The 20,012-nt window shown below is 36.7% G+C and carries 16 protein-coding genes and 2 pseudogenes; 12 read left to right on the top strand and 6 right to left on the bottom strand.

Features of this window, described 5'->3' with window-relative positions; all coding sequences use genetic code 11:
• Positions 1–195 precede the first annotated feature (195 nt).
• Together IGQ45_10485 and IGQ45_10480 are read left to right on the top strand one after the other, a co-directional pair.
• Entirely contained in the window at positions 196–528 is a 333-nt protein-coding gene (locus IGQ45_10485) for a hypothetical protein (protein MBF2057622.1), read from the top strand.
• 13 nt (positions 529–541) lie between these two features.
• Positions 542–760 (top strand): DUF4926 domain-containing protein, encoded by a 219-nt coding sequence (locus tag IGQ45_10480; protein ID MBF2057621.1) that lies wholly within the window; start codon positions 542–544, stop codon positions 758–760.
• Between the two features lie 15 nt (positions 761–775).
• Here the strand turns inward: IGQ45_10480 and IGQ45_10475 are convergent, their stop codons facing one another.
• The 5 genes and pseudogenes from IGQ45_10475 to IGQ45_10455 form a co-directional block, all read right to left on the bottom strand.
• A complete protein-coding gene (locus tag IGQ45_10475) occupies positions 776–1,993 on the bottom strand; it encodes an MFS transporter (GenBank protein MBF2057620.1) in 1,218 nt (405 codons plus the stop codon).
• A gap of 244 nt (positions 1,994–2,237) precedes the next feature.
• Positions 2,238–3,539, bottom strand: coding sequence for a PDZ domain-containing protein (locus tag IGQ45_10470; protein MBF2057619.1), 1,302 nt, complete (start codon positions 3,537–3,539; stop codon positions 2,238–2,240).
• A gap of 168 nt (positions 3,540–3,707) precedes the next feature.
• Positions 3,708–5,645: a hypothetical protein gene (locus IGQ45_10465; protein MBF2057618.1), complete on the bottom strand. Its 1,938-nt coding sequence runs from the start codon at positions 5,643–5,645 to the stop codon at positions 3,708–3,710.
• Positions 5,646–5,814: 169 nt separating this feature from the next.
• On the bottom strand, positions 5,815–6,258 hold the full coding sequence (locus tag IGQ45_10460) for a hypothetical protein (protein MBF2057617.1): 444 nt from the start codon (positions 6,256–6,258) through the stop codon (positions 5,815–5,817).
• Positions 6,254–6,778: pseudogene (locus IGQ45_10455) on the bottom strand (alkaline phosphatase). Before IGQ45_10455 ends, IGQ45_10460 begins: the two are co-directional and overlap by 5 nt.
• Positions 6,779–7,030: 252 nt before the next feature.
• On the opposite strand from IGQ45_10455, the gene IGQ45_10450 reads away from it, so the two are divergent.
• Both IGQ45_10450 and IGQ45_10445 read left to right on the top strand, forming a co-directional pair.
• Positions 7,031–8,758: a succinate dehydrogenase/fumarate reductase flavoprotein subunit gene (locus tag IGQ45_10450; protein MBF2057616.1), complete on the top strand. Its 1,728-nt coding sequence runs from the start codon at positions 7,031–7,033 to the stop codon at positions 8,756–8,758.
• A gap of 219 nt (positions 8,759–8,977) precedes the next feature.
• Entirely contained in the window at positions 8,978–9,643 is a 666-nt protein-coding gene (locus IGQ45_10445) for a Uma2 family endonuclease (protein ID MBF2057615.1), read from the top strand.
• 8 nt (positions 9,644–9,651) lie between these two features.
• On the opposite strand, the gene IGQ45_10440 is transcribed toward IGQ45_10445, so the two are convergent.
• Positions 9,652–11,178, bottom strand: coding sequence for a hypothetical protein (locus IGQ45_10440; protein ID MBF2057614.1), 1,527 nt, complete (start codon positions 11,176–11,178; stop codon positions 9,652–9,654).
• Between the two features lie 137 nt (positions 11,179–11,315).
• Here IGQ45_10440 and IGQ45_10435 point away from each other — a divergent pair, with 137 nt between their 5' ends.
• The 8 genes and pseudogenes from IGQ45_10435 to IGQ45_10400 all read left to right on the top strand — a co-directional run bounded on the left by IGQ45_10435 (position 11,316) and on the right by IGQ45_10400 (position 19,676).
• On the top strand, positions 11,316–11,600 hold the full coding sequence (locus IGQ45_10435; GenBank protein MBF2057613.1) for a hypothetical protein: 285 nt from the start codon (positions 11,316–11,318) through the stop codon (positions 11,598–11,600).
• Between the two features lie 573 nt (positions 11,601–12,173).
• Entirely contained in the window at positions 12,174–13,352 is a 1,179-nt protein-coding gene (moeB, locus tag IGQ45_10430; protein MBF2057612.1) for a molybdopterin-synthase adenylyltransferase MoeB, read from the top strand.
• A 97-nt stretch (positions 13,353–13,449) separates the two neighbouring features.
• Positions 13,450–14,904 (top strand): annotated as a pseudogene (locus IGQ45_10425) (cation:proton antiporter).
• Positions 14,877–15,278 carry a Na+/H+ antiporter subunit E gene (locus IGQ45_10420; protein MBF2057611.1) on the top strand — a complete coding sequence of 134 codons (402 nt, stop codon included), beginning with the start codon at positions 14,877–14,879 and terminating at the stop codon, positions 15,276–15,278. Before IGQ45_10425 ends, IGQ45_10420 begins: the two are co-directional and overlap by 28 nt.
• 4 nt (positions 15,279–15,282) lie before the next feature.
• Positions 15,283–16,068 (top strand): sulfotransferase family 2 domain-containing protein, encoded by a 786-nt coding sequence (locus IGQ45_10415; GenBank protein ID MBF2057610.1) that lies wholly within the window; start codon positions 15,283–15,285, stop codon positions 16,066–16,068.
• 108 nt (positions 16,069–16,176) lie between these two features.
• The gene (locus tag IGQ45_10410; GenBank protein MBF2057609.1) at positions 16,177–16,749 is read left to right on the top strand and encodes a glyoxalase-like domain protein; all 573 of its coding nucleotides are present in this window, start codon (positions 16,177–16,179) and stop codon (positions 16,747–16,749) included.
• 118 nt (positions 16,750–16,867) lie between these two features.
• Entirely contained in the window at positions 16,868–18,610 is a 1,743-nt protein-coding gene (menD, locus tag IGQ45_10405) for a 2-succinyl-5-enolpyruvyl-6-hydroxy-3-cyclohexene-1-carboxylic-acid synthase (GenBank protein MBF2057608.1), read from the top strand.
• A gap of 340 nt (positions 18,611–18,950) precedes the next feature.
• Positions 18,951–19,676 (top strand): DevA family ABC transporter ATP-binding protein, encoded by a 726-nt coding sequence (locus IGQ45_10400; GenBank protein ID MBF2057607.1) that lies wholly within the window; start codon positions 18,951–18,953, stop codon positions 19,674–19,676.
• Positions 19,677–20,012 lie beyond the last annotated feature (336 nt).

Below are 20,012 nucleotides of genomic sequence, written 5' to 3'. Positions count from 1 at the left end.
CGATTTTTTTGTTGGTTCGTTTACATCCCCCGTTGATTTCAGTGGGTATTTTTTTTGTTGAGAAATTCAACGGGGGTCTTTCACTCACATTTCAAGATAAAAATATTTTGTAGGTTGGGTTAGCCATAGCATAAGCCAACAACGATTTCATCTAATTTATTTAGGGTTTACTCAATAACCCTGTTAAGAGTGAAAATGAAATTACCTAATCCAGAAATGACCTTAATTGATGATGGTAAACTAATAGCATACTCCTTAAATTTTAACCATGATGAAGGTAAACATAAAGCTCGTGTTTTTAAATCAGCTTTAGGGATTACCCTAGACAACCTAGAAGAGCTTAAAATAGTTTTATTAGAAGCAGTGAAAAACTATGAAGCAATTCTGACTAAAGCTAATTCTTACGGACAAAAATATATTATTGACTTTCCCCTGACTAGAAATAATCAAACTGCCATTATTCAAAGTGTGTGGATAATCCGTAATGAAGAAAACTTCCCTCGTTTAGTCACTTGTTATGTATTATAAAAAAGAGATAATCATGAAACTATACGACATTGTTGCATTATTGCAAGATTTACCCGAACTAAACCTTTACCGAGGACAAGTAGGCACGATTATTGAAGAGTATGAACCTGACGTGTTTGAAGTAGAATTTGTAACGAATGCAGGTAAAGTTTACGCTTTAGAAACCTTATTTGCCGAACAAATAATATTACTTCATCACGCGCCCCTCACCCCAGACTTAATGACAGTTTAAATTATTCAGCAAACCCTACTTATAAATAATGCGATGGCGCAAAAATAACAAAATTAAGACACCAAGCACAATACTAGCTGATAAATATAACCAAAAAATATGAGCATAGACAATACCTTGATCTAACACAAAACCCCCCAAAGGAGGACCAATCAAATTACCAACCGCCCAACATTGGGAATTGATGGCAAAATAAATCCCTCTTAACTGAGGGGGAGATAAATCCACGATAAAAGCAGAAGCCGGGGGATTGTAAGTAGCGAAACCCAGCGCCCCCCACCCCACCGCCATCACAGCCAGAGGGAAAGCAAAATTAACCGAGTTACCAGCGCCCCACACCACCACAAAAGTTAAACCCCAAAACACTAAAGATAAAATCAAACCTTGAATATGACTAAGACGATTAAGTATTTTTAGTATGGGCAACTGAAATAAAGCCGTCAAAGCGATATGTAAACCAAATAAACCACTGAGGCGAGGGATAGTAAAATCATCACTACTCACCGCAAAATTAGTGAGATAAATCGGTAAAGTAGTTTGTAATTGAATGATATAAGTGGTAAACATCACATTAACCACACAAAAAATCCATAAATTAGTATCTTTGAGACTATCTCCCCATCCTTGCCAAAAACCTTGCTGACTAACAAACTTACTACCAGACTCCTCAATAGCGAGAAAAATTACTAGAAAAAAAACCAGAAAAGAAATACCATCAATAATAAAAAGTAAACGGTAAATTCCCGTTAAAGATACTAATAAGCCACCGATAACCACACCAGCACCCAAACCCATGCTATCTCCGAGACGATTTAGAGCAAAAGCAAAATTACGCTCCTCGGCAGTAGTAGTTAAATCAGCTATCATGGCTTCAGCAGGAGGCCAATAAAAACCGATACCCAACCCCATCAATAAATTACCGATTAACAAACTAGGGTAAGTATAAGCGCTCGCCAAAAAGCCATCAGCGCCCGCAGAAATCAAAGCCGAAAGTAATAAAACCTTTTTTCTGCCCCAACGGGGAGAATCGCTCCAGCTACCCCCCAAAAAGCGCCCGATAATGCCAGAAACGGAGGCACTACCGAGGGCAACACCCACGGCGGTAGGAGAAAAACCCAACTGATTAACAAAGAAGAGGGGCGCATAAAACAGAGTAAAGCCAGTGCCAAACTGTAATAATAATCTTCCCCCTGCCAGTATCCATACTTGTCGATTTAGCGATCGGTAATTCATTTAGATTTTAATAAGACAGAGAGAAGAGGGAGAAAGGGCGTAGGGGTTGAACATTGTTCAACCCATTAACATTGTTCAACCCATTAACATTGTTCAACCCATTAACATTGTTCAACCCATTATCATTGTTCAACCCATTATCATTGTTCAACCCATTAACATTGTTCAACCCATTATCATTGTTCAACCCATTATCATTGTTCAACCCATTAACATTGTTCAACCCATTATCAATTATTCATTACTAATTGTTTCTCACCTGATTTTGCCCTTGAGATTTTTCTATGGCGGATAAACTGCGTAATACAGTAATCGCTTTAGTGTATTGCGGATCAGCCGGACTAGCAAATAAATCAGGATTTGCCCTTAACAAAGACTGTTGACGACGACTGAGATTTTGAACCACATTAGGCGCAATACCTTTATGGTTGATATTTAAACCGCCGGGGGGAAAATAGCGAGAAATCGTCACCGCTAAACCCGAACCATCACTTAAAGAGTGTACCGATTGTACCGTACCTTTGCCAAAAGTAGTTGTACCCACTACTGTTGCCCGTTGATTTTCTTTTAGCGCCCCTGCCAAAATTTCACTAGCACTAGCTGAGTTACCATCCACTAAGATAACTAAAGGTAAATTAGTGAGAGCAGAGTTATTGGCGCGGAAACGCTGATGCCCCCCTTGACGATTCACCACGTCAACGATTTCCCCTTGATCTAACCACATTCTGGCAATATCTACACTGGCAAATAATAAACCGCCCGGATTGCCCCGTAAGTCAAGCACAAAAGCAGAAGCCTTTTGCTCCTGTAAATTAGTGATCGCTTCTTTCATTTGTTTAGAGGCAGGGGCGCTAAATTCATCTAATTTGATATAGCCTACTTTTAAGTTATCTTCTTTTTTTAGACTGTATTCCACCACTGGAATTTCAATCTGTTGACGGGTGATCGTTACCTCAAAACTTGATTTTCCCCGCCGATCAATTTGTAACTTCACATCAGTACCATTTTCACCTTGCATAGCTTCGGAGGCTTGTTGTAAATCCATTAAAGCGGTGGGTTTACCATCAATACGAATAATGCGATCTCCTCTGGTTAAACCAATTTCTGCGGCTGGAGATTTACGAATCGCTTCAACAATATAAAGGTCTTGGGTGCGTGGATCAACTGCCATGCGAATACCAATGCCTGATACTTCCCCAGAGGTTTGACTGGTAAGGCTTTCAAATTGATCGGGCGCTAGAAAACGAGTATAAGGATCGCCCAATTCTTTCAGCGCCCGTTCGATGGCTTGATACGCTTCTTTTTGATTACTATAATCTCTGTTGATTAATTCAAGGCGCTTTTGTTGCCAATTAACTTGATTGAATGTTTCATCGACAAATTCATCATGGACAATTTGCCAAACTTCGTCCACCACTGCTTTAGGGCTATCCACCATGGCGCTTTTACTGGTGGAAGATGTCATGAGGGGTAAAAGTGAACCGCTCACAAGGGCGATTAATAGTGAGGTGAAGGGCGCTGATTTTCTCTGGGGCGACTTTTTCATTGATCAGGGAGCTACTTTGATAGTTTTCTATTTTCAGTCTATCAAAACAATTTGGCGTTGGTAAGTTGAAACTCTAATTCTATGAAAAAAAGAAGCAGTGCTAAATTCAACAAGGGGTTTAAACCCCTCACCCCAACCCCTCTCCCATAGGAGAGGGAAGTTTGAGAATTAAGCAAAAACAAAATCAGTATCAACCGCAGTAGCGTTCAATAACTTAGCAATTTCTTGCCCAAAAGCAGAGATAATCACATCGCTACCCATTTGCTCATAACTAAAGTCACCGCTTCCTAAACTTAAAGTAGTATTCAGGAAACCGATCACATCTTCACCAGAGGTAAAGTCACTGATAATGTTGGGGTTATTAGGAATAGCGCCCTCATCCGTAAATACCCAGAATTGTTCAGCGCCCTCCCCACCAGTCACACGATTACCGCCACCACTGGTACTGATGAATAATTTATCATCACCATCACCGAGAATAATGCGGTTGTTAGTTCCAGCAAAGAGAGTATCATCACCGCTACCCGTATCGATACGGCTATTAGAACCAGCTTGGGATACATCAATCATATCCATACCGCTACCTGTGAATAACAGTTGGTTTTCACCCATGAAACCGTTATCACCGAAAGCCGCATCAAGGTCATCATCACCAGCGCTACCAGAAGGGCTTAAAGTAATAGGTAATGGGCTAGGGGTTTCGTTAACATCGCTAATACTTAAGCTAAAATTGGTGCTTAAATCAGGAGTTTGTCCTACGGTAGTATCGTCAACATTAACTGTGACAGAATAAGCATTTTTCGCTTCAAAATCAAGACTAGGTGCGATTAAAAACAATTGATTACCACGAATTTCAAAGCTACTAGCATCCGCACCACTGAGGGATAAAGTATTCACTCCTAAACCATCATCCACCACTGCAATATCAGCTACTCTGATATTAGTAGCAGTATTTTCTGCTAACGTCGTCACGGTATTGGTGAGGTTGAGGGCGCTGGGGGGAATGTTAAATTCAATGGTAACCGGATTTTGGTTAAAATCAACTAAACCAGATGCCGTAAATTGTAACCCAGTAACAAAGGCATTAGCATCTTCAGGATCGAGTAGAGCATTTTCATCGATACCACGAATCCCGAAACTTGCTACCCCGTCAGGAAATCCATTTTGAGTAAAATCAAAGATTTGATTCGGTTGAATGGCAAAATCTGTTTCTACTAAATTGCCGTTACCATCAGGTAACAAAATATCATAAACTCCGTCATCTCCTGCTACTTCCATCGGTACTTGTACTTGGGAAAAATTAGGTCCAGAGTTGACGATATAGTCATAACCAATGGCAATAATTGGGTCAAAAAAGACAAACTCGACAGGATTTTGAATAAAATACTCAAAATTAAATCCTGAGTCTGTAACTACTGGCAATAAAGGATTAGACGGGGCTTGTCCGGGTGTTACACCGGAACGAATAGAAAAACTCCACAAACCGGGAGTTCTTTCGCTAACGTTGCTGGTGTTGACTAAATCCAATACATCTTCAGTAAAAGAGCCGGGTAGAATAAAGAAGTCTTCTAAGTTACCAGCGTCAAAACCTGCTTGTGCAGGAGTACCGCCTAAGCCTCCCTCACCATCACTCGCATCACCAGTTGTCCATTCCAGTTGTCCATAGCGAAACTCAATATCAAAATCTCCCGTAATGCCAGTATTCTCACTACGGTCTCTTAACACTAACTGAAAAGTGTTAGTTAGATCGACATTGGAACTGAAATAACCGACGTTATCCCAAGTAACTACAACGGTATCTTCGTTGGGAAAACCTAAATAGACTAATCCAGATTCCTCATTTCTAGTATCTACATCCGCCCAATAAGGCGCGATGATGGGTTGAGAAGCAATGGGAAATTGCTCAGGTGTATAAGAACCTAGTGAAGAGTTAAAGGAAATGTTACCGTTATTGTTGATAAATAATTCATTATAAACTTGACCGTAAAAATTCACAGGGAATGGTAAAGTTACTACCGAAGAAGAACCATCATCGTTTCTTTGCATGATTTGTTCCCCAAAATTGTTTAATTCTGGAAATGGTCTTAATATGGGGTCGAATTCCATTTTTTATTCCTCCTAATATTTTTGTAAAAGTGGTGCGGTTTTATCTAAAATTTTTTAAGTCTTGCGATATGATTATAGCAACCATTTGATGAAAAATTTATTAAGTATCGTAAAAAAACGAAAAGTCCCGAACTATGTCGGGACTAGAAAATTTTACAACAAAGTCAAATTAAGCAAAAACGAAGTCAGTATCAACCGCAGTAGCGTTCAATAACTTAGCGATTTCTTGCCCAAAAGCAGAGATAATCACATCGCTACCCATTTGCTCATAACTAAAGTCACCGCTTCCTAAACTTAAAGTAGTATTCAGGAAACCGATCACATCTTCACCAGAGGTAAAGTCACTGATAATGTTGGGGTTATTAGGAATAGCGCCCTCATCCGTAAATACCCAGAATTGTTCAGCGCCCTCCCCACCAGTCACACGATTACCGCCACCACTGGTACTGATGAATAATTTATCATCACCATCACCGAGAATAATGCGGTTGTTAGTTCCAGCAAAGAGAGTATCATCACCGCTACCCGTATCGATACGGCTATTAGAACCAGCTTGGGATACATCAATCATATCCATACCGCTACCTGTGAATAACAGTTGGTTTTCACCCATGAAAACCAGCCGTACCAATGGGTAATAGGTTAACTTCACCACCACCCATAATAAAATCAACGCCAGACTCGATTACTTGTTTGGCAATATCAGCCACTTGACTACGGGGAGGCACTCTATTACCATCGATATTGATTTCTGTAGTTTTAGCCACAAATGCCGCCGTACCCGGTTCAAAAATAGCGCCCGATTGTACTAAAGCAGTAACTTTACCAGCGTCTCTGGCTTCTTCTATGATGGTTTGATTTGTGCCTGAGAGAGAAACAATAGCAGAACCATCCGCTTCAAAACCAAAAGACTCAGCAAATACTTTAGCGCCCGTAGCATGGGTAACAGCGCCACCATTGGAAGTACCACTTAACTGATCTTCCATGTGACCGAGATACACCCCAGCATGATCGAGGTTATCCCAGTTTAATCTACCATCTGGACCTAAATCAACAAAACGAGCAAAGGCAAAATGAGATGGAGTTGTACCATCTGGGTGCATGAAAATAACGTGATTTCCGGTTGTGGTCATAACTTTTTGTAGCGATAACTTAGCTAAATTACTGCTATCGTTTATACCAATGACAAGTTAACAAAACTTTATAAACAGGTCATGAAATGGATAAATTTTTGGCGATTACCATGACAATCATTCACGATCCGTTGCAAAATAAGTATTTTATGATGATAATGAAAAAATCTTGTTTAGAAACGTGAGGAATAATTTTAATAAATCTATTTTTGATCAAGACAAAGTAAGCTGAATTGGGGACTAATTAAAGAGATGTTAGAACAAGATGTAATTATTGTTGGTGGTGGTTTAGCGGGATGTCGAGGGGCGCTGGAAATAAAAAAAAATCATCCTCATTTAAAAGTAGGTTTAGTGGCAAAAACTCATCCTATTCGTTCCCATTCTGTGGCAGCGCAAGGTGGCATCGCTTCTAGTTTACAAAATGTTGACCCTGAAGATAGTTGGCAAGCGCACGCCTTCGATACCGTTAAAGGGTCGGATTATTTAGCGGATCAGGATGCCGTAGCAATCTTAACCCAAGAAGCGCCCGAAGTGATCATCGAGTTAGAACATTTAGGGGTATTATTTTCCCGTTTAGAAAATGGGAAGATTGCCCAGCGCCCGTTTGGGGGGCATTCTCACCCTCGCACTTGCTACGCTGCTGATAAAACTGGTCATGCCATTTTACATGAGTTGGTGAATAATTTACGCCATTATGGGGTGACTATTTACGAGGAATGGTATGTCATGGACTTAATCCTTGAGGAAAAAGAAGCCAAAGGCATTGTCATGTTTAACATTGAGGATGGGCATTTAGAAATAGTTAGGGCAAAAGCGGTAATGTTTGCCACTGGTGGTTATGGTAGGGTATTTAATACCACTTCTAATGATTACGCTTCTACGGGTGATGGCTTGGGGATGTGCGCCCGTCAGGGTTTACCCTTGGAAGATATGGAATTTGTGCAGTTTCATCCTACGGGATTGTATCCTGTGGGGGTTTTAATCAGTGAAGCCGTGAGGGGGGAGGGCGCTTATTTGCGCAACAGCGAAGGGGAAAGGTTTATGATTAATTATGCTCCTAATCAAATGGAATTAGCACCCCGGGATATTACTTCCCGTGCCATCATTAAAGAGATACGCGCTGGGCGAGGTATTAATCCCGATGGTAGCGCTGGAGGGGTATTTATCCATCTTGATTTAACTCATTTGGGTAAGGAAAAAATCATGTCTCGTGTGCCGTTTTGCTGGGAAGAAGCTCATCGTTTGGTGGGTATTGATGCGGTGACACAACCCATGCCAGTGCGCCCTACAGCGCATTATTGTATGGGGGGAATCCCTGTTAATACTGATGGGCAAGTGCGCTATTCTGCGGATACTTTTATTGAAGGGTTTTTTGGGGCGGGGGAGTGCGCTTGTGTTTCTGTTCACGGGGCAAATCGTTTGGGTAGTAATTCTTTACTAGAATGTGTAGTTTATGGTCGCAAAGTGGGGAGGGCGCTGGGTAATTATGTACTAAATCGTGATTTTCCTGTCATTGATGAAGCCTATTATTTAACTTCGGCAAGGCAACGCATGAATAAGTTATTGCAACAGAAAGGAAATGTAAGGATAAGTAAACTCAGACAGCAGTTTCAAGACTGTATGAGTGAGCATTGTGGGGTATTTCGTGATGATGGGGTAATATCTCAAGGTTTAGACAAGGTAAAGCAACTTAAAAGCCTTTATTCGCAGATTTTTCTTGATGATAAGTCATCTTGTTGGAATACGGAGCTAATTGAGGCGCTGGAGTTGGAAAATATTATGATGGTGGGAGAGATGATTTTAACTTCTGCCTTGCACCGAAAAGAGAGTAGGGGCGCCCACAGCCGTGAGGATTTTCCTTTGCGTGATGATGATAATTTTTTACAACATACCCTCGCTTATTATCATAATAATGAGGTAAGTTTAGATTATATGCCTGTTAATATTTCCATGTTTACACCCCAAGAACGCAAATATTAATGTAGGGTCTTAGCTTGTGTTATGATTTCAGTAAAAAGGGCAAGGGGCAAAGGTAAATTTGAAGATAGCTTGAACTAGCATTAAATTTGCTTATATCTTAAAAGGCTGAGTTTTAAAATTTTTATTATTCGATAATTATTCTTTTTAAGAATATAGCTATAGACTAAAAAAAAAGACAAAAAATATACCGATTTCACCTAAACAAAATAAGTTATTATTATGGCTGTGCCAACCTTAACTCCACCCACAGAAAACAAGACAGAAAATGAGATAAAATTTCCTCAAGGAGAATTTTATAGTAATGAACCACCTTTGGAAACTTACCAACATTTACAACAAATCATTATTTTATTGCAATCCTTGCAGTATTTATGGCGCGATAGAAAGGATTATTTTTGTGCTGGAAATCTGACGATTTATTACAGCGCCCGTCAAAAGAAATCTGAGTATTTTCGAGGACCTGATTTTTTTGTGGTGTTGGATACTACTAATGATGAAACCCGCAAAAGTTGGGTAGTGTGGGAAGAAGGCGGTAAATATCCTCATTTAATTGTGGAAATTTTATCAAAAAGTACCGCTCAAACTGACAGGGAAGAAAAAAAACAGATTTATCAAGATATATTTAGAACACCGAATTATTTTTGGTTTGATCCTTTTACTTTAGAGTTTCAAGGCTTCGTATTAATTAGTGGGAAATATCAACCCATTACTCCTAATGAACAGGGATGGTTATATTCTGAACAATTAGGGTTATATTTGGGCATATATGAGGGTAAATTGCGCTATTTTACAGAGCAAGGAAAGTTAGTTTTAACACCTGAAGAGTCTGCTGAAAAATTGGCACAAAAATTAAGAGAATTAGGTTATAATCCTGACGAAATTTAATTTAAAATTTAAGGACTCCATTGAGGGTTAAATCCTTGAATGGGTAATTCCTGCAATGATGGTTGGGGTTGAAGGGCGCTGGGTAATGTAAATAACCATAGACGACTACCTAAAATTAATTCTGCCGATTTTGTTAATAATTCTTCATCAGGAGAAATAGTAATTTGTGATTTATCTTCTACATTATTTTCGGTGATTAATTGATCAAATAAAATACCAAAACCGTCGGGCGCTATACTAATTTTTATATCTTGAGAACTAGGTAAAGCCAGAAGTGGAATTACTTGATTTGATTCAACATTTATCCCAACAAAATAGGGTTTTTCTCTAAATTCTTCTCCATTTTCAATCAATTCTGTTAATAAGCAAAAAACATTTTTATTATTAGGAGAAAACTTACAATCAATGATAGAACCCTGAATATTGATTAACTCTTTTTCTACTCCTTGATTATTGACATAAAAAAGGCTTTTAGTATATCTTAAATCTTCATTATCTTTATTAAAATCCACCATAACAGCGCCCTTCCCATCTTTTGAAAATGTTAAAACTTGACCATATTGCGGTAAAAAATTAGTAATTTGAGAGTTATTAGAATCTTGAATCGGAATGATACTAATACCTTCACCTTGGGCAACGGCAAGGGCGCTACCATCTGGAGTTACTGTAAATTCACCTCCTTGCACATTCAGTTTTTGGGGAATTTTTCCCTCTTCAATTTTCCATAAATCAAAATCTGTAGGGTTATCTTTTTTTATTCTCTGCACAATGATTATTTCTCCATTTTTACCACCTAAATCAAATTGATTGTTTTGGTAATCTTTAGCATCTAAAATTAATTTTAGTTTACCCGGTATTTCGGAATTATTGTTACTAGATAAGCCAGTATAAACTTCATAAATAGAGGTATCTTTAGGGAAGTCTTGAGAAGATTCATTATCGGTGGCAGAAAAAACTATTTTTTTTGTATCAGGGGTAAAATGAAAATCAACTACTGTTAAATTATTAGGAGTTAAAATAGTTTTATTTTCCTGAGTCGAATTATTTAAAACCAGTTTGCCTATCTCTTCTCCTTGACTACCGATGTAGGCAAAAGCACGATCTCTACTGCTAAAATTACCAATAAATGGTTCTATTTCTGATCCTAATTCATTTTTTCCTCTAAATTTTTCTCGGACATTTTGTAAGGATAAACGATAATTTCTACCATAGGTAATAGTTTGATTTAAAGTAAAAACCATTCTCTTTCCTGCCCAACTAATTTTACCCAGTAATTCTGGTTCAATTTTTAAGTTTTGCTCCACAGTTTCTTGAGCAATCGGGCGATCAAAATCAATAATAAAAGCATTATCATTAGCGCTAATTTTTTGACCTTCCCAAGTGAAGTTTTCTACATGGGGATTCGTACGGAATAAACACTGATTATTAGGGCAAATTTTACTGCCTATAATTAAAATAAAAATAATTATAGAACTACATATAATCAGAAATAAGCAGATATTATCAATGGGTTCTCTTGTAAAATTTTTGTTCATGTTAATTTTGCCAAAAGTTCACCTTAATTTTTTTAATCTTTTGGTCATGGAAACTACAGTTATCAAAAATTAATAAAAATTGTGACTGAACCATTATACCCTATGATTTTATCAAGCTGTCATAATAATTGAACTTTATGGAAAGAGCTAATAATACTATTAAATGGCAACAGGTTTGGAGTATTGCGGAGATACAGGGTGCTATTAGTTTATCATGGTTAATTTATCGTTTATATTTACCAGATTTTTTTGCTGATTTTAATTTTTCTGCGTCAGTAGTGGGAACTATTTTTATCATTGAAAATGCCTTAAGTTTTGTGACTGAACCTTTATTTGGCTGGTTTTCAGATCGTTTATCTCTTCATCGTTTAAGTCGCTCACCTATTATTATTTTAGGAGTAATATTATCTGCTATTTTATAGTATTTATCGTGCTAAAAGTAGTCAATTCGGTTGGGCTATTGGGCTTTATTTTGGTGGTTTTAATTTAGGAATGGCTATGTTTGATTTTTATTTAATAAATCTCTCTTCAAATCTCTTAATTTTTAGTGCCTTCATTAGTTTGATAGGTGCTGGAGCTTTAATATTTCTGTCAGATAGAAATAGATTGGACAATGGTAGTTAAATTAAGCTACTTCCGAACAAATTTTAGATGAAAACTAGCTTTTTTAAATAACGGTGAAGGGCGCCCTCCACCACACATTAGTTAAACTTAACGAAAATCTATTTCTGGTTGTAAATAGGAGCTGCTGAATAAATCAAAACCCTTGTCTAATCAAGATTTAAAGTCTATTCTACATAACCAAAAGTTTCATAAATTGACTTTTTCCTCTAAAAGTACTGTATTTTTTCCATCCTAATCAAAAATGATTGAGGATTGCTACATCTCAATTGTTATTTAAACATCGTTTTCATGGTCGAGTGCTAAAATTTGTTAAAATTGTGGGCTAACAGCAAAAATCACAGAAAATGATTTCTGGTTAACCTAAGTAAAAAATGCTCAATCCTAATTTAGATAATATCGAACTGAATAAAGATGAGTACGAACGTTATGCACGACATATTATTTTGCCCGAAGTGGGATTAGAAGGGCAAAAACGTCTGAAAGTAGCGAGTGTACTCTGTATTGGTACTGGAGGACTAGGTTCTCCTTTACTATTGTATTTGGCAGCCTCCGGTATCGGGCGCATTGGTATTGTTGATTTTGACATTGTGGATCATTCCAACCTACAAAGACAAATCATTCATGGTACTTCGTGGGTTGGTAAGCCAAAAATTGAATCAGCAAAACATCGTATTTTAGAAATCAATCCTACCTGTCAGGTGGATTTATATGAAACTCGTCTTTCTTCGGAAAATGCTTTAGATATTCTCAAGCCTTATGATGTAATTATTGATGGTACGGATAATTTTCCCACCCGTTACCTGACTAATGATGCTTGTGTATTGCTTAATAAGCCTAACGTTTACGGTTCTATTTTCCGTTTTGAAGGACAGGCAACGGTGTTTAATTATGAAGGTGGTCCCAATTATCGTGACTTATATCCCGAACCACCACCGCCGGGTATGGTGCCATCGTGCGCTGAGGGAGGTGTTTTAGGCGTTTTGTGTGGTATTGTCGGCACAATTCAAGCTACAGAAGCCATCAAGATTATTTTGGGAGTTGACCCTGCTAAAACTTTAAGCGGTCGCTTATTGTTATACAATGCTATGGATATGAAGTTTCGGGAGTTAAGATTACGTCCTAATCCTGTACGCCCTGTTATCGAAAAATTAATCGATTATCAGGAGTTTTGTGGCATTCCCCAAGCAGCACAGGAATCGGCACAAACAGCCGAGGAGTTACAGGAAATGACAGTGACACAATTAAATGACTTACTGGCGAGTGATGCCGATGATTATGTGTTAATTGATGTGCGTAATCCCAATGAGTATCAAATCGCTCAAATTCCTCACGCTGTATTAATTCCTTTACCTGATATTGAAGATGGTGACGGTATTGCTAAGGTTAAGGAGTTAGCCGGTGATAAGCGCGTTATTGCCCATTGTAAGCTAGGCGGTAGGTCTGCTAAGGCTTTGCAACTGTTGAAGGGCGCTGGTATTGAGGGAATTAATGTCAAAGGTGGTATTGATGCTTGGAGTCAAGAAGTTGATTCTTCTGTGCCTCGATATTAAATAAGTTTTGCTGAAAAATAGCCTTTTTTAAACGTATTTCGGGCTTCTAGCCCGAATAAAGTCGATGTGTAATAACTGTACTTATTAAAAACATTTAATGGAAAAACTAACGATAATTACCCTAGCTTTACCTCTTTTTGTGGGATTTTTAATCTATTTAATCCCAAAAATTGACAGGATTTTATCTGTATTAACTGTCATTTTTACGGGTATTTATGCTCTGTTAATAATTATCAATCAACTAGAAATAAATCTAGTTTTATTAGATAGTTATGGCGTATAGTTATTAGTTAATAGTTTTAGTGGTTATTTTATTTTTACTAATGCGTTAGTAACCAGCGCCTTCCTCTTTTACACATGGAATACGGGTAAGAAAACAATCTTTTTTACCCAAGCAATTATCTTACATGGTAGTGTCAATGCGGTATTTGTTTCTGCCGATTTTCTAAGTGTTTATGTAGCCTTAGAAGTAATTAGTATTGCTACTTTTTTATTAATTACTTACGAAAGGGGGGAGCGAAAAATTTGGGTAGGATTACGGTATCTTTTTACCAGTAATATTGCCATGTTATTTTATCTCATTGGCGCAATTTTAGTTTACAAAAGTAGTAATTCCTTTGCCTTTGCTGGATTGAGTAACACTCCCCCCGAAGGTATCGCTTTGATTTTTATGGGTTTACTCACCAAAGGAGAGGTTTTTGTTTCTGGTTTATGGCTACCTCTTACCCATAGTGAATCCGCCGGTCCCGTTTCTGCTTTACTTTCTGGTATTGTGGTTAAAACTGGGGTTTTTCCTCTGTTGCGGTGTGCGCAGATTAATAATGAATTTTATGAGATAATTTCCGTTTTAGGCATCTGTAGCGCTCTTCTAGGCATAATATACGCTATTTTTAATCAGGATACCAAGCGAGTTTTAGCCTCAAGTACCATTTCTCAGTTAGGTTGGATAATGGCAGCGCCAGAGATGGGGGGATATTTTGCCTTAGCGCATGGGGTAGGTAAAGCCACCATGTTTTTAGCCAGTGGCGTTTTACCGAGTCGTGATTTTGCCGAATTAGCCCAAAAACCCATTAGTAATCGACTATGGCTTGTATTATTGGTTGCTGGTTTATCCATTGCCGGATTTCCTTTGTTTTATGGCTTTACTGTTAAAGTAGAAACATTAAAAAGCCTTGCTCCTTTTTCACAAATATTAATGAATATCGCCGCCGTTGGCACTGCCATGGTGTATGCTAAATTTATCTTTTTACCCCATCAAAAGACTGAAGATAAAACCTCTATGGGTTTTTGGTTAGCTATTACTCCTTTAATAGCTGTGATTTTCTTAGGTAATTTCATCAACCCTTCCACTTATACCGTTGTCAATATTCTTAAAAAACTAGGGTTAGGGGCGCTGGGTTTTCTGTTACACTTATTTTTAGTCAAAAAAATTAATCTCACTATACCTCGTCGTTTTGAAAAGTTAGAGGAAATTTTAGGAGTAATGACTTTAACTATTGTCTTATTATTTTGGATGGTAATAACATGGTCGCCAGTGTCATTTTTCGGTTAATTTTGTGGTTTTTATTAACGGCAAATTTTAGTATTGCAAACATTATTATCGGTTTAATTATCGCCTTAATTTTGCCACCTTATAATATTTTTAGTAAAAATAAGTCCAAATATACTGGGGATTTATTAAAAGAAATAATTATCCTCAGTAAAGACATTATTATTGCTATTCCTCAAGCCTATAGAGAAGCCATAGAGATGATTTTTACCCCCCATCGTCATGAGGAAATAGTTAAACCAAATCGGTCTAAATTATTGATATTTTTAGAAACTTATATCATCACTTTTACACCAAAAGCAGTAGTGGTTAATTATGACGATAGAGGTTGGTATAATGTCCACTATGTGCGCAGAAAAGCCAAAGAAATAGAATAAAATTATGATTAGAAAAGTTAAAAAAATTTGGCAGGAATTACCTCAAGAAGTTATCAAAGAGATTGATTATATTAATCATAAGCCTAGAAAATTGTTGTTTGATCACCTGCCAAAATGTGGGGGATTGTCAATTATTTATTATCTGAAAAAAAACTATCCTCGTCGAAAAACCTACGCTATAAAACCTATTGACAGTAATTTTTATGCAGAATTATTTACTAAATTTTCCACCCACAAAAGATATGAATATGATTTAATATGTGGACATGGGGCAAAAAGATTATTAGAATATGTTTCTCCCAACTGTTTAACAATGACAGTATTTCGAGAACCGATAGAGCGCATTATTTCCCATTATTTTTTTGCCAAAAGATTTCCTCATCATTATCTGAATAAACTAATTAATGAACAAAATTTAAGTTTAGAAGATTATGCAATTTCAGGGATTAGTACTGAATTAAAAAATTATTACACTATTAGATTTTCAGAATTAGGTAAAGAAGAAGCTGAGAAAAATCCTCAAGAGGCTATAGAAAAAGCCTTAAATTTTATTAAAAAATATGATCTAGTTGGCACTTTAGATAATTTACCTAATTTGATGAAGGAAGTAGAAAAAAAAGCTAATTTAAAGTATTCATATAATGATCAAGAAAGAAGAAATGTGGCAACCCAGCGCCCTTCACCCCAAGAGATTTCTCCTAGGATTATAGAGACAATCAAAGAAGTAAATCACCTTGATATAATACTTTATCAGAAAATTAGGGAAATTTATAGTCAAAGCCCCATTTAAGCAACATTTTTGGATGTTTGCAACGGACAAGGGCGCTGAAATCTTGCTAAAATAATAATACTATCTAACTATGATAAAGAGAAAATATTTCAGTGATTATAAATATCCATGATTGATTACATTAGTTCAAATATATTATTAGGGGCATTTTTACCCGGTATCACCGATGGATTATTCTCCACTCAAGGAATAATGGTGATGCTATTATTAGCCTATGGGGGTGCCATGTGGATGTTTTTAACCAGCGCCCCTAAAGTGCATACTATCATGGTATCAGACCTTAGTATCGCTCGACAATTTTACGAGGAAATTCTGAATTTACCCATAGCTGATGTACCCTTACACTACTACTATAACTATGAACAAAGCCTAGGTTCAACTATGTTAGACCCTATCTATATGGGTAGTGGGGTTAATAATTCGGGAATGATGGGAGAAAGTCGAGGATTATGGTATCAACTTAGAAAAAATACTCAATTACATATTATTGGTGGCGCTAGTTTAGGCTATAAAAATTCTCAACGTCATGTTTGTTTTGATCATGAATGCCTTGATGATATACTTTTAAGGGTTCAATCTCGCCGTTTAAAATATAAAATTAGAAGTGAAAAACCTCTCAATTTTTTAGTAAAAGATTTGGATAATCGTGTCATTGAAATGGCAGAAGCTAAAAGTCAATAATGGACAATTGATAATTTAGGATTTACTCATCGATAATTAAGTATTACAATTTTTTACTTTCTTCCCTTTATTTCTGACTTCAAAAAAATACTTTTTCATCAAGCCCTAAATATTAAGAATGACCATTAATTTCAATAATATTAACACAGTTTGGAGTTCAATTATTGTCGATACTTTAGCACAATTAGGAGTTAAAAATGCAGTAATTTCTCCCGGTTCGAGATCAACGGCTTTAACCATTGCTTTTGCTCAAGAAAAAAGAATTAAAACTATTCCTATTTTGGATGAAAGATCAGCTAGTTTTATGGCATTAGGAATGGCAAAAAAAGCTAATCTTCCTAGCATTTTAGTTTGTACATCTGGTACAGCTGGAGCTAACTTTTATCCTGCAATAATTGAAGCAAAATATAGTTATATTCCTTTAATAATTTTAACAGCAGATCGTCCTCCTGAGTTGAGAGAATGTCATGGTGGGCAAACTATTAATCAAGTGAATTTATATGGTAATTATCCTAATTGGCAAGTAGAATTATCTTTACCATCTATAGATTTACAACGGTTGAATTATTTACGACAAATCATCATTAACGGTTGGGAAAAATCACAATTTCCAGTAAAGGGTGTAGTGCATTTTAACATACCTTTTCGAGAACCTTTAGCGCCCCTCCCCCTACTCAATCTTAGTCGAGAAAAACAAACAGAAATTATTAATAATAACCAAATTTTAACACCGTTTGAAATTGCTCAAAAAAATTATTTAATTTCCCCTTCTGAATATTATCAACAGTGGCAAAAATATGAGCGAGGTATAATCATTGCTGGGATTGATTCGCCTCCATCATCTCAATTATATTGCCAAGCGATTAAAGAAATGCGGAGGGCGCTGAGTTTTCCAGTTTTAGCCGAAGCATTATCCCCAGTGCGCAACTATTCTAATCTTAATCCTGAAGTGATTACGACTTATGACTTTATTTTGCGTCAAGAAAATATAGCCGATGAATTAATTCCTCAAGTAGTAATTTTAATCGGTGAATATCCTACCGGTAAAATATTGCGTCAGTGGCTACAAAAACATCAAATTTTAACTTATATTATTACCCCCCATGATGACAATTTAGAGGCGCTACATAATCCGACTATTCATCTCAGATGTGATATGGCTGATTTAATACCAACTTTAACATCTCTAACCCCAAAAAATGATAATTTATATAATCAAAAATGGGCTAAATTTCATCAAGAAATGTTAGATAATATTAATCAGAAATTAGCTAATAGTGTTCATTTATTTGAAGGAAAAATATCATGGTTATTGTCGCAATATTTACCAGCGAAAACTAATATATTTATTGCTAATAGTATGTCAGTGAGATACGCTGAATATTTTTGGCAAAAAAATGCTCAACAATATGAAATTTATTTTAGTAGGGGCGCTAATGGTATTGATGGCACTTTATCCACAGCTTTGGGTATTGCTGAAACTTCCTCACAACCCACTATTTTATTAACGGGTGATTTGGCTTTATTACATGATACTAATGGCTTTTTAAATGTCAGTAAATTTACGGGTAGTTTGACTATTATTTTGGTTAATAATGAAGGTGGCGGTATTTTTGAAATGCTACCCATTGCCAATTTTTCAGATATTTTTGAAGAATACTTTGCTACTCCTCAAAATATTAATTTTCAACAATTAGCTAATACTTATAATATTAATTATTGTTTAGTTAAAGATTGGCACAAATTTATTAATATAATCAGTCATTTACCAACTAACGGGGTGCAAATTATAGAGATACAAACCGATAGAAAGAAAAATGTTTTAGAATTATCTCTAATGCCGAAAGTAGATGCAAACTAAAAAGGTTTCAATCAGCACAGGGCATTTTTATTCTCAAAAATATTAGTTTCTCAAACTAGCCAATAGTCTGAAATTCAGAGGTTTTTAACTACTAATAAATCAATTAATAGTAAAAAATCCTCCTGTCTCCCTGTCAACCTGTCTTCTTGTCAAAAACAAATCAATTTTGATCCTGACTTTGAAAACACCCTGCTTACCAGCGCCCTCCACCATTAACAAAAAAACGTAGTATAAAAAATACCTTTGCGCCTTCGCGCCTTTGCGAGAGACAAAAAAGATTTACTGATGACAGTTGCTATAATTGTAAAGAAAATTAAAGTAAGCAAAAGCGCCCTCCACCATGACTTTAACAACGACGAATCCATCACAGAATGCTGTTTTAGACCATGAGACTAAAGTCGTTAATATCGAGAATTTAGACTTTTATTACCGTAATAACAATATTGAAAAACAAATTCTTTTTGATATTAATTTAACCCTTGATAAAGGGGAAGTAGCGATTATGAAAGGTCCTTCTGGTTCAGGAAAAACCACCCTGCTGACGTTGATGGGCGCCCTCCGCACTGCCCAACACGGTAGTGTTAAAGTATTTAATCAAGAATTAGTCCATGCTAGTAATAAATTACTAATTGACACAAGACGCAATATAGGGTACATATTTCAAGCCCATAATTTACTAAAATCCCTAACAGCAAGACAAAATGTGCAGATGTCAATGGATTTGCACCCAGAATACTCTGAGCAAGAAAGAAAGCAAAAATCCATCGAAATGTTACAGGCTGTGGGTTTGGGAGAGCATATTAACTATTATCCCCATAGTCTTTCGGGGGGGCAAAAACAGAGGGTAGCAGTGGCGAGGGCGCTGGTTTCCCATCCGAAAATGGTGTTAGCAGACGAACCAACGGCGGCGCTGGACAGTAAATCAGGGCGTGATGTGGTAGAGTTGATGCAGCGCTTGGCAGTGGAGCAGGGTTGCACTATTCTGATTGTTACCCATGATAATCGCATTCTTGATGTGGCTGAACGTATTATCGAATTAGAAGACGGCAAGTTAATTCAGCAGTGAAAACTAAATTATCATATTCAATATTAAAGATTTTCAAAGGGCAAAAATGGCACTAGGATTACAAATTATGACACCGAAAGAGTTAATTATTGCACTAGCTGAAAATTAGAATTATATCAAGTAATTTACTCGCCGTGTAATGAATTACACGGCTAACAGTATTTCGTTCAATAAATTGAACTAAGATTATTTTCAACTGATTTATAAGTGATAATTTGATTATCCCAAACTACGATAAATTTATCCTGATTATTGACACTCCCCCATCAAATCAAAGATTGTGATGGGGGATTCTTACCTCACAGACACTTAACTAGACTAATCAAAATTTGATTA

Origin of the sequence: Cyanobacterium sp. T60_A2020_053, from assembly GCA_015272165.1 — a bacterium.
GTDB lineage: Bacteria > Cyanobacteriota > Cyanobacteriia > Cyanobacteriales > Cyanobacteriaceae > Cyanobacterium.
This window is presented reverse-complemented; position numbering and strand designations above follow the sequence as displayed.